Source organism: Trichococcus ilyis, assembly GCF_900109135.1.
In the GTDB taxonomy this organism is placed as follows: Bacteria; Bacillota; Bacilli; order Lactobacillales; family Aerococcaceae; genus Trichococcus; species Trichococcus ilyis.
In genome coordinates this window covers 44,303-56,190 of record NZ_FNYT01000020.1, presented here as the reverse complement: position 1 = coordinate 56,190, position 11,888 = coordinate 44,303, and the positions used below count along the sequence as shown (strand labels likewise).

The window sequence follows — 11,888 nt, the reverse complement described above, 5'->3', positions numbered from 1 at the left end:
GAAATTCATCCGAAGGACAGAACAATGGCTGAACCGCAGAATCAGACAACTTATCCTCAAACGTTGGAAAAGGACACGCACGAAGATTAACAGACTAATCAAGCTTGGTCTCGATAAAGACAGCGCCAAGCGCATCGGGTTCTCCAGAAAGAAATACTGGAGGCTTTCCAAAACGCCTGAAGTTCATCGGGCTCTTACAACGAAAAGACTCCACCAATGGGGCCTAACGCCATTAAGCCATCTGGTAGAGTCTGCTTACTTAAGATATTGAACCGCCGTGTACGGAACCGTACGCACGGTGGTGTGAGAGGTCGGAGCCTGTTGGCTCCTCCTACTCGATTGCAGGGAGCAGTCCGTGTTGTGGTTGTCGGATACTTCGGGGTTATCCGACAAATTCCAAAGCCGACGCGCGCAGATTGTCGGATACCTTGACCATATCCGACAAGTTACAAAAATACCGCACTTGTATTTTTCTGCTCAATTCACTATACTATTTGTACGGACATATGCAGAAGGGGAGCAAACGATGAAAACAAAATACCAGGTGATTGCCGATGAAATACGTTCAAAAATACTGTCGAATGAGTTTGTGGTAGGCAAAGTCATTCCGCCCGAACTGCAGCTGCAGAAGGATTACGGGGTCAGCCGCCATACCGTCCGGGAAGCGATCGCCTTATTGGTGAATGAAGGCTTCCTGCGCAAGGAGAAAGGTTCCGGCACTTATGTCGACGACAGCTATCAGCGGCGCGGCGATGGCGTGTCCTCCAGCAAGACGATCGGCGTCATCACGACCTATCTGTCGGATTACATTTTCCCGTCGATCATCCGCGGCATCGAGCAGAAGCTGCGGGAAAACGGCTACTCCTTGTTGTTGGCCAGCACGAACAACGATGTCGACCAGGAGCGGGCATGTCTGGAACAGATGCTCAGCCAAGGCGTTTCGGGGCTTATCGTTGAACCGACTAAGAGTAACCAATACAATCCGAATCTGGCCTATTACCTTTCCTTCAAGGAACGCGGCATACCGGTCGTCATGATCAATGCCTATTACGAAGAGCTGTCGGTCCCGTTCATCTGCGTCAACGACACGAAAGCGGGCTATCTTGCCACGAAACATCTCTTCGAGCAGGGCCATCAGCATCTGGCGCTGATCACGAAGATCGACGACCTGCAAGGGAAGTACCGGATGAAAGGCTTCATCAAAGCCCACGAAGAGATGCGGACAAATTTCGATCCGAAAAATGTTTATACGTACACGACAGAAACCAAAGCGCAAGTGTTCGAAACGTTGCGGGAGAAACTGGCGCGCGAGCAGGAAGTCACCGGTATCGTCTGCTACAACGATGAAGTGGCGCAGGGACTGATCCAAGCACTGGCAGCCATGGGCAAACGCGTCCCCGAAGACTATTCGGTGATCGGCAACGACGACTCGTTCCTGAGCACGGCCGGCAGCGTCAAGCTGACGACGCTCTCCCATCCGAAAGAAGAATTGGGCGAGGCCGCCGCGGAATGGATCATGCTGGCCGTACAGCAAGAGATGACAGGCAACAAAATATTCGAGCCGGAACTGATCATCCGCGACTCGGTCAAACGGATCACTAACTGAAGCAAGAAGCTGTCCCTGAGTCGGGATGGCTTCTTTTTTTTGTTGCTGTATCAAGCTTTCTGGCCGGTCTTAGCGTTATCCTCCGGAAGCGGGTGATGCACAAGCGACAGGCTGTCGTTCGCGCATCTTTTTTTGTGTTCGGACAAATATTTCAAAATTCTATTTACATGTACGTACATATGGAATATAATGAACCCAAGAAGAACGGACAGCATCCTCGGAAGGGTGCACCGAAAAAGGAGGAAACGTTTTGACTGAGAAGTTACAAGCGATAATCACTGACATCGAATCGCGCCAGACGAGCATCGGAATCGAATTTGGATCCACCCGCATCAAAGCGGTGCTGATCGACTCCCGCTTCGCTCCGGTCGCATCCGGCAGCTACGAATGGGAAAACCAACTGGTGGACGGTATTTGGACCTATTCGTTGGATCAGATTTGGGAAGGCCTTCAAACGAGTTACGCAGAACTGATGCGCGAAGTCCAGGAGAAATACGGCGTCACCCTGACCGCAGTCGGCTCGATCGGTTTCAGCGCGATGATGCACGGCTACATGGCCTTCAATCAGGAAAATGAACTGTTGGTGCCGTTCCGGACTTGGCGCAACGCCATCACCGCGGATGCCGAAAAGGAATTGACCGCACTTTTCAACTACAACATCCCGCAACGCTGGAGCATCGCCCACCTGTATCAAGCGGTTTTGAATAAGGAAGCGCATGTAAATGAAGTCGCTTTCTTTACGACTTTGGCGGGCTACATCCACTGGCAACTGACAGGCAAAAAAGTGCTGGGGATCGGCGACGCATCCGGGATGTTCCCGATCGATGTCGAGAAGAAAAATTATGACGAACGGATGCTTAGACAGTTCGATGACGTTGCCGCAGCAAAAGGTGCGGCTTGGAGCGTGGCGGATCTGCTGCCGGAAGTATTGCTGGCGGGGGACGCAGCCGGCAATCTGACGGAAGCGGGAGCCAGACTGCTTGATCCGACCGGCACATTGGAAGCGGATATCCCGCTGTGCGCGCCGGAGGGGGACGCCGGAACCGGGATGGTCGCCACGAACAGCGTGGCGGAACGCACCGGGAATGTATCCGCCGGGACTTCGGCATTCGCGATGATCGTATTGGAGCAGGACCTGAACGAAGTGCATCCGGAAATCGATCTCGTGACGACACCGGCAGGCAGCCTGGTCGCGATGGTCCACACCAACAATTGCTCATCCGACATCAACGCCTGGGTCAAGCTTTTCCGGGAGTTCAGCGTAGCGGCCGGATTCGCAATTGATACGGACAAATTATTCGAAACGTTGTTCAACAAGGCCCTCGAAGGGGATGCCGATTGCGGTGGCTTGCTCTCTTACGGTTATTACTCAGGCGAGAACATCACTCACCTGGCGGAAGGCCGGCCGTTGTTTGTCCGCACGCCGGAAAGCAACTTCAATTTGGCGAACTTCATGCGCACGCATCTCTTCACCGCTTTCGGCGCCATGAAGATCGGCATGAACATCCTCAAGCAGGAACATGTCGCGATCGACAAGATCGTCGGCCACGGCGGCATCTTCAAAACGCCTGAAGTCGGCCAGAAAGTCTTGGCTGCCGTCATGGACGCGCCGGTAACCGTCATGGAGACGGCCGGAGAAGGCGGCGCATGGGGCATCGCATTGTTGGCTGCCTACATGGATCGCAAAGAAACGGCAGAGACCTTGGATGCATTTTTGGATATGAAAGTATTCGGTGCCGATGAAGGCAGCACGATCGCTCCCGATGCGCGCGACGTTGAAGGTTTCGGCACATTCATCGAACGCTACCAGGAAGGTTTGGCGATCGAACAAGCAGCAGTTGCGCATTTGCGTTTGAGATAAAGTTGAATTTGGGATAGAAAGGAAGGAATCATCTTGCTGGAACAATTAAAAGAAGAAGTTTTTCAAGCCAATCTGGAATTGCCGGAGCGGGGACTGATCAAATACACATGGGGAAACGTCAGCGCGGTCGACCGCGAAAAAGGCTTGTTCGTCATCAAGCCGAGCGGCGTCGGCTATGACGACATGCAGGCAAGCGACATGGTCGTCTGCGACTTTGACGGCAACGTCATCGAAGGGGAGCTGAATCCGTCATCCGACATGCCTACGCATGCGGTTTTGTACAAGGAATTCCCGGAAATCGGCGCCGTCGTGCACACGCATTCGACTTGGGCGACGATCTGGGCGCAAGCCGGATTGGATGTGCCGGCCATGGGGACTACGCACGCCGATACTTTCTACGGCACCGTCCCATGCGCCCGTTTCCTGACGCAGGAAGAGATTGATCGTGGTTACGAAGCGGAGACGGGATACGCCATCGTCGAGACTTTCCGCGAGCGCGGCATCAAGCCGATGGAAGTCCCCGGCGTCTTGCTGCATGGGCACGGGCCTTTCACTTGGGCCAAGGACGCCAAGGGGGCAGTACTGAATGCCGTCGTGTTGGATGAGGTCTGCAAAACCAACCTGTTCGCCCGTCAGTTGAACAATTTTGCGGAAGAACTGCCGCAGCGCATCCTGGACAAGCATTATTTAAGAAAACACGGAAAAGACGCCTATTACGGGCAGAAAACTAAATAAAACAGAAAATCAGAGGAGCTGACAATATGTTAGAAGTAGGCAAAAAAGAATTTTGGTTCGTAGTCGGATCGCAACATCTGTATGGTGAAGAAGCATTGCAGACAGTGAAGAACAACGCGGCGGTCATCGTGGAAAGCTTGAACAACAGCGGCAAACTGCCTTATCCGATCGTGCTGCAGGAATTGGCGGTTACGCCCGATGTGATCACGAAAATCATGAAAGAAGTCAACTACCGCGATGAAGTGGCTGGTGTCATCACATGGATGCATACCTTCTCGCCGGCCAAAATGTGGATCCGCGGCACGAAATTATTGCAAAAACCGTTGCTGCATCTGGCTACCCAATTCAATGAGAGCATCCCTTGGGCAACCATCGATATGGATTTCATGAACCTGAACCAAGCCGCACACGGCGACCGCGAGTACGGCTTCATCAATGCGCGCCTGAAAAAGAACAACAAAGTCGTCGTCGGCTATTGGGAACGCGAAAATGTCCAAACCCAGATCGCGGAATGGATGGACGTTGCAGTAGCCTACAATGAAAGCTTCGGCATCAAAGTGGCGCGTTTCGGCGACAATATGCGCAACGTTGCCGTGACGGAAGGCGATAAAGTGGAAGCGCAGATCCAATTCGGCTGGACGGTCGATTACTATGGCATCGGCGATCTGGTCCAGTATGTGGATGCGGTCGAAGATGCAGAAGTCGATGCTTTGTTCAATGAATACAAAGAGCTGTATGATTTCGACTACGGCGACTACGCGCACGACAAATGGGAAGCGCATGTCAAAGTGCAGGCGCGTCAGGAAATCGGCATCCGCCGGTTCTTGGAAGCAGGCGGCTACACAGCTTTCACTTCAAACTTCGAAGACCTATATGGCATGCAGCAGCTCCCTGGTTTGGCCGTGCAACGTCTGATGGCGGACGGCTACGGATTCGCAGGCGAAGGCGACTGGAAAACAGCCGCAATCGACCGCATGATGAAGATCATGTCCCACAACATCGACACCGGATTCATGGAAGACTACACGTACGAAATGGCTGCAGGCAAAGAAGCAATCCTGCAATCGCATATGCTGGAAGTCGACCCAGGACTGGCAGTCAACAAACCAAAAATCCTGATCGCACCATTATCGATGGGCAATCGCGAAGAACCTGCCCGCCTTGTCTTCGACGGCAAAGCAGGGGACGGCGTAGTCGTTTCGATGGCTGACTTCGGAACGCACTACAAATTGTTGGTGAATGAAGTTGCCGCTTTCGAACCGACCGAAGCAGCGCCGAATCTTCCGGTCGCACGCGTTCTGTGGGAAGTAAAACCGAACTTCCACGACGGCATCCGCGCTTGGATCGAAGCTGGCGGCGGCCACCACACAGTCGTATCCTTGAGCTTGAGCACAGATCAGATCCTGGCATGGGCGAAACTGGTCGGTCTTGAAGTAGCTTTGATCAAATAGTTTTTTTCGATCGGTTTGGCAATAAATCGTCAAACCGATTTTTTCGAGGACATTTGTGAAAGTGTTCGCAAGCGTTTTCAAAAATACAACTGAAAAGGAGCAATAAAAATGACTGTATTTGATTCAAAAGCATATCTGGACAAGGTGGATGCCTTCTGGCGCGCCGCCAATTTCATCTCCGTAGGGCAACTGTACCTGAAGGACAACCCCTTGCTGCAACGCCCGATCGAGGAAACCGATGTGAAACTCCATCCAATCGGCCACTGGGGAACGATCTCCGGCCAGAATTTCATCTATGCCCACTTGAATCGCGTCATCAATAAATGTGACCTGAACATGTTCTACGTCGAAGGGCCAGGACATGGCGGCCAAGTCATGGTTTCGAACTCCTATCTGGACGGCTCCTACACGGAAATTTATCCGGAAATCACCGAAGATCTGGAAGGGTTGACGAAACTCTACAAACAATTCTCCTTCCCGGGCGGGGTAGCTTCCCATGCGGCACCGGAAACACCCGGATCGATCCATGAAGGCGGAGAATTAGGCTATTCGCTTTCCCATGCAACAGGCGCCATCTTCGACAATCCGGAAGTGATTGCAGCGACTGTCGTTGGTGACGGGGAAGCTGAAACCGGTCCTTTGGCGGCTGGTTGGTTCTCGAATGTGTTCATCAATCCGGTCACGGACGGGGCTGTTTTGCCGATCCTTTACTTGAACGGCGGGAAGATCTCCAATCCGACCATCCTCGACCGCAAATCGAACGAAGAATTGACGCAATACTTTGAAGGAATGGGTTGGGAGCCGTTGTTCGTGGAAGGGACCGAACCGGAAGCGGTGCACCCGATCATGGCCAACGTGTTGGATGCGGCTGTCGAGAAAATCAAAGCGATCCAAACGGAAGCCCGCAAAGGCTCCGCTGCCGAAGCCAAGATGCCGAAATGGCCGGTCATCATTTTCCGCACACCGAAAGGCTGGACCGGCCCGACAAACTGGGACGGCGAACCGATCGAAGGCGGCTTCCGTGCCCACCAGGTGCCGATTCCGGTGGATGCCCACCATATGGAGCACATCGATGCGCTGGTGGATTGGATGCAGTCCTACCGCCCGGAAGAGCTGTTCACGGCCGACGGAAAACTGGTGCCTGAATTGAAAGAAATGGCACCGAAAGGCGACCGACGGATGGCAACGAACCCGATCACGAACGGCGGCATCGATCCGAAACCGCTCAACATTCCGGATTGGAAACAGTATGCCGTCGATACGACAACACCGGGCGCCATCATCGCCCAGGACATGATCGAATTCGGCAACTTCGCCCGCGACCTGATCAGCGACAATCCGGACAATTTCCGCATTTTCGGACCGGATGAAACCAAATCCAACCGCCTGAACAAAGTCTTCGAAGTGACGAACTGCGTCTGGATGGAAGCGATCGATCCTTCTTATGATGAGTGGCTTTCCCCATCCGGCCGCGTCATCGATTCGCAGCTGTCCGAACACCAAGCGGAAGGTTTCCTGGAAGGCTATGTCCTGACCGGCCGCCACGGGTTCTTCGCCAGCTACGAGGCTTTCCTGCGCGTCGTCGATTCGATGATCACCCAGCATTTCAAATGGTTGCGCAAAGCCAAAGAACAGACATGGCGCAAACGTTACCCGTCCTTGAACCTGATCGCGACTTCGACCGTGTTCCAACAGGACCACAACGGCTACACCCACCAGGATCCGGGTCTGTTGACGCATTTGGCCGAGAAGAAACCGGAATTCATCCGCGAGTACTTACCGGCGGATGCGAACTCCTTGATGGCCGTGATGGCGGAAACGATGGCTTCCGAGGAACAGATCAACCTGATCGTGTCTTCGAAACACCCGCGTCCGCAATTCTACTCGGCTGAAGAAGCGGAAGTATTGGTCAAAGATGGCTTGAAAGTCATCGACTGGGCTTCGACTTGCGGAGACGCAGAACCGGATGTCGTGATCGCAGCGGCAGGAACGGAACCGAACCTGGAAGCGCTGGCGGCAGTCACGATCCTGCACAAACAGTTCCCGGAACTGAAGATCCGCTTCATCAACATTGTCGACCTGTTGAAACTGCGCCACCCGGATGTGCATCCGCGCGGCTTGAGCGACGAAGCTTTCGACGCCTATTTCACGGCCGACAAACCGATCGTCTTCGCCTTCCATGGTTTTGAAGGCTTGATCCGCGATATCTTCTTCGATCGCCATAACCACAACCTGCACATCCACGGCTACCGTGAGAACGGGGACATCACAACGCCGTTCGATATGCGCGTATTGTCGGAGATGGATCGTTTCCACTTGGCGCAGGATGCGGCCAACGCCGTCTATGGCGCGGAAGCGGCAGCCTTCTCGCAACGGATGACGGAAACGGTGGCGTTCCACCACAACTTCATCCGCGAAAACGGCGAAGACATTCCGGAAGTGACGGAATGGAAATGGGCAGCTTTGGAAGGTGCGACGGAAGCAACCAAAGAACTGATCGCCGGCAAAGCCGACTGAAGTTTCCGGCATAAGCATCGCTTCTCTAGAAAATAAAAAGATGCGTCCCCGCTCTTCGAAGCAACTGCTTCAGGAACGGGGACGCATCTTTTCAGTGGTTCACTAAACGGCCTGCAGCAGGTCGTACTGCGATTGGTAGAGATGGTGGTACAGTCCTTTTTTGGCCATCAGTTCTTCATGGGTGCCGGCTTCGGCGATCGTGCCGCCCGCCACGTAGAAGATCCGGGAGCTGTTTTTGATCGTCGACAACCGGTGGGCGATGATGAAGGAAGTCCGGCCTTTCAGCAATTTCTGCAAGCCTTCCTGCAGCAGTTCCTCGGTGCGGGTGTCGATGCTGGCGGTCGCTTCGTCGAGGATCAGGATTTTCGGATCGGCGAGCAGGGCCCGCGCGAATGACAGCAATTGGCGCTGTCCGGCCGAAAGGGTGCTGCCGCGCTCCTCAACGACGGTATGGTAGCCGTCCTTCAGGTGCTCGATGAAGTCATGCGCGCGCACAACTTTCGCTGCCGCGATCACTTCCTCCTCGGTGGCGTCCAGTTTTCCGTAACGGATGTTTTCCATGATCGTGCCGGAAAAGATGAAAGTATCCTGCAGCATGACGCCCATCTGGCTGCGCAAGGAGCGGAGCGTGACAGCGCGGACATCATGCCCATCAATTTTTACGCTGCCCGCATTGATGTCGTAGAAACGGCTCAGCAGATTGATGACGGTCGTCTTGCCCGCTCCCGTCGGTCCAACCAAAGCGATGCTCTGGCCCGGTTCGATATGGAAATTGACTTTGTGCAGGATATCTTTGCCGTCCTCATAACGGAAAGTGACGTCCTCGAAATCCACCGCTCCGGTGACCGGCGGCAATTCATAGGCAGCCGGCGCATCCTGGATGGAAGGCACCTCATCCAGCGTTTCGAAGATGCGTTCCAGGTAGGCGGTCGCCGTGATCAAGGAATTGTAGAAATTGCCGATGTTGATGACGGGATTCCAGAAGTTGTTGATGTAGCCGATGAAGGCGATCAGCGTACCGGTGGAGACGGAGACGCCGAGCTGGCGGATGCCCACAAAATAGATCAGGCAGGTCGTCAGGACGGAAATGTTCTGCACGCCGGGCCACATCAGAAACTGGATTTTGACGGCCTTCATCCAGGACGTCCGGTATTCCTCGCTGACTTCGTTGAAGATGTCGTAATTGGCCTGTTCCCGGGCAAACGATTGGGTGATTTTGATGCCCGAAATGCTTTCGTGGATATAGGCGTTGAGATTGGACTGCTTGTTGCTCAGTATCTGAAAAGCTATCCGCTGGCGTTTCTTGATGAACAGGACCAAGCCGAACAGCACCGGCAAAAGGGCCAGGCTGTAAAGGGTCAAGCGCACATCGATAAGCAGCATGAAGCCCAAGGTGATGAATACATTGAACAAGTCCGATATCAGGTTGATCAGGCCGTTGCTCAGGAGATCGCTCAGCGTGTTGATGTAGTTGACGACGCGGATCAGGATCTTGCCGTGGGGCCGGTTGTCGAAGTAGGCGAACGGCAAGCGCTGCAGATGCGCAAAAATATCGTAGCGCATGTCCTTCAGGATGTCCTGGCCGACTTCGGTAATGGCGTAGATGCGATAGCGCATGCACCAGCCGATGAGGGCAAGCGAAAGGATGAACAGCCCGCCCAATCCCAGCAGCTGCGGGACGTTTTCGGCGGGTATCAGGTCATCGATCGCGATTTTTGTGAAGTAAGGTCCGGCCATCCCGGCGATGTTGGACAGGATGATGACTGCCAGTATCTTGGTCAGCGGTTTTTTGTAGGGCCTGATGTAGCCGGCCAAGCGCCGGTAGTGGGCCCAGTTGAATTCCTGCTCCAGTGTTTCATCGACATCATAGGTGTTGCGTGCCATTGTTTTCGCCTCCAGTCAATCCGAGTTGTTTGCAGTAAACGTCGTAGTATTTGCCGCGTTTGGCCAAAAGTTCCGCGTGGGTGCCTTGCTCGACGACCCGGCCTTTTTCCATCATCAGGATCAGATCCGCATCCCGCACCGACGAAATCCGGTGGGCGATGATGAAAGTGGTCTTGGATTCCGTCAAAGCGATCAGTTCCTGTTGGATCTTCGATTCGGTTTCCATGTCGACCGCGGAGGTGGTGTCATCCAGGATCAGGATGGCGGGATCTTTCGCCAACGCCCGGGCCAGGGAAATGCGTTGCTTTTGCCCACCGGAAAGGCCGACGCCGCGTTCGCCGACGACAGTGGCGTATCCTTGCGGCATGCTTGTGATGAAGACGTCCGCATCGGCGATCCGGGCCATCTGTTGGATGCAGGAACGGTCCATCTGCGGATTGCCGAAAGCGATGTTGTCCTCAATCGTGTCGGAAAACAGGAAGACATCCTGCATGACCATGGCGATGTTTTCGCGCAGCTGGCGGACCGGGTATTCTTTGGCGTCTTTGCCGTCGATCAGGACTGTTCCCGAAGTCGGGTCGTAGAATCTGCCGACCAGGTTGACGAGCGTCGTTTTGCCGGAGCCGGTTTCGCCCAGGATGCCCAAAGTCTGTCCGGGCGCGATCGTGAAGGAGACGTGCGACAGGATGTCCGTTCCGGGATCGTCCGAGAAGGCGAAGGAAACGTCGTCGAAGCTGACGGTCCCCTTGATCCGCGAGTGCTCAGCGGCTGCCGTGACCGGGATTTGCGCTTTTGTGTCCAGCATGTCGCGGATTTTGACGCAGGCCGCGGAGAAGCGCTGCACATCATTGATGAGCCAACCGCTCATGCGCATCGGCATATTCAGCATCCAGATAAAGCCGTTGAAGGCAACCAAATCCCCCAGCGACATTTCGCCGCGGATGACATAGAGGCCGCCGAGCACCAAGGCGATTGCGTTCAGCGTGCCGGCGAATCCGTCGAGCCAAGGGAGATAGGTGCGGGACACAATCGCTGAATCCATGTTGCGGCGCTTGAAGTCCTCGTTGTGCCTCGTGAACTTTTCGATCTCGTGGTCTTCCTTTGCGAAAGCCTTGACGATGCGGTTGCCCCCGATGTTTTCTTCGACCATCGAGTTCAGCCGGGAGAAACTTTCCCGGATCTGGAAAAACAGCGGGAAAGCTTTGCCGGACATCTTTTGCGTCAGGATGAAGATGATCGGCGTGACCGCCACCAATGCCAGCATCAGCGGCAAGTGGATCGTGCCCATGACCGCGACGGCCATCACGAACCAGAGGATGCTTTCCAGGATATTGTAGGTGACCCAGGAGACGAAATGGCGGATGGCATCGGTGTCTCCGGTCATCCGGGCCATGATGTCGCCGACGCGGGTGTGGTTGAAGAAGTCGAAATCCAATTCCTGCAGTTTCCGGTACATGTCCTGGCGCAGCACGAAGAGGGAATTTTGGCCGATCCGCTCGAACAGCATCTGGTAGCTGTAGCGGATGATTGTCCGGAAGAGCGTGATGCCGATCATCAGTGCCAAAATCGGCACCAACAAGTCATCCCGACCGCCGTCGATGACTTTGTCGACCAATTCCCCCGCCAACAAAGGGTTGACGATGATCAGGAGGGCATTCAGGAAAATAAACAATAAAGCCAGTAAGCCTTTGGATTTGTATGCCCGTGCGTAACGCCAAATCCATTGATAATGATTCATAAGCTGGTCCTCCTCAAAAAAGTGTATGTTAACAGGTTACTGCTTTTTCGGGGAAAGAGAATGGCTTTTCTTCTTCAGATTCCTGTACAATATAAG

At 54.1% G+C, this 11,888-nt stretch carries 7 protein-coding genes; 5 read left to right on the top strand and 2 right to left on the bottom strand.

What is annotated here, in order from left to right; genetic code table 11:
• The first annotated feature begins 526 nt into the window (after positions 1–526).
• The 5 genes from BMX58_RS10010 to BMX58_RS09990 all read left to right on the top strand — a co-directional run bounded on the left by BMX58_RS10010 (position 527) and on the right by BMX58_RS09990 (position 8,170).
• Positions 527–1,606 carry a GntR family transcriptional regulator gene (locus BMX58_RS10010; RefSeq protein WP_068623985.1) on the top strand — a complete coding sequence of 360 codons (1,080 nt, stop codon included), beginning with the start codon at positions 527–529 and terminating at the stop codon, positions 1,604–1,606.
• Between the two features lie 250 nt (positions 1,607–1,856).
• The gene (locus BMX58_RS10005; RefSeq protein ID WP_068623983.1) at positions 1,857–3,467 is read left to right on the top strand and encodes a xylulokinase; all 1,611 of its coding nucleotides are present in this window, start codon (positions 1,857–1,859) and stop codon (positions 3,465–3,467) included.
• Positions 3,468–3,500: 33 nt separating this feature from the next.
• Positions 3,501–4,202, top strand: a complete 702-nt coding sequence (locus BMX58_RS10000; RefSeq protein ID WP_068623981.1) for an L-ribulose-5-phosphate 4-epimerase — start codon at positions 3,501–3,503, stop codon at positions 4,200–4,202.
• Positions 4,203–4,228: 26 nt separating this feature from the next.
• Complete coding sequence (gene araA, locus BMX58_RS09995) at positions 4,229–5,653, top strand: L-arabinose isomerase (RefSeq protein ID WP_068623979.1); 1,425 nt, start codon at positions 4,229–4,231, stop codon at positions 5,651–5,653.
• Positions 5,654–5,761: 108 nt separating this feature from the next.
• On the top strand, positions 5,762–8,170 hold the full coding sequence (locus BMX58_RS09990) for a phosphoketolase family protein (protein ID WP_068623977.1): 2,409 nt from the start codon (positions 5,762–5,764) through the stop codon (positions 8,168–8,170).
• Between the two features lie 102 nt (positions 8,171–8,272).
• On the opposite strand, the gene BMX58_RS09985 is transcribed toward BMX58_RS09990, so the two are convergent.
• Together BMX58_RS09985 and BMX58_RS09980 are read right to left on the bottom strand one after the other, a co-directional pair.
• Positions 8,273–10,054 (bottom strand): ABC transporter ATP-binding protein, encoded by a 1,782-nt coding sequence (locus tag BMX58_RS09985; RefSeq protein ID WP_068623975.1) that lies wholly within the window; start codon positions 10,052–10,054, stop codon positions 8,273–8,275.
• On the bottom strand, positions 10,035–11,792 hold the full coding sequence (locus BMX58_RS09980) for an ABC transporter ATP-binding protein (protein ID WP_068623973.1): 1,758 nt from the start codon (positions 11,790–11,792) through the stop codon (positions 10,035–10,037). Before BMX58_RS09980 ends, BMX58_RS09985 begins: the two co-directional genes overlap by 20 nt.
• Positions 11,793–11,888: the final 96 nt, after the last annotated feature.

What these genes read in the sequence shown, in the direction of transcription:
- BMX58_RS09985 (WP_068623975.1), bottom strand. Translation starts at nt 10,054, where the DNA reads ATGGCACGCAACACCTATGATGTCGATGAAACACTGGAGCAGGAATTC.
- araA (WP_068623979.1), top strand. Translation starts at nt 4,229, where the DNA reads ATGTTAGAAGTAGGCAAAAAAGAATTTTGGTTCGTAGTCGGATCGCAA.
- BMX58_RS09990 (WP_068623977.1), top strand. Translation starts at nt 5,762, where the DNA reads ATGACTGTATTTGATTCAAAAGCATATCTGGACAAGGTGGATGCCTTC.
- BMX58_RS10010 (WP_068623985.1), top strand. Translation starts at nt 527, where the DNA reads ATGAAAACAAAATACCAGGTGATTGCCGATGAAATACGTTCAAAAATA.
- BMX58_RS09980 (WP_068623973.1), bottom strand. Translation starts at nt 11,792, where the DNA reads ATGAATCATTATCAATGGATTTGGCGTTACGCACGGGCATACAAATCC.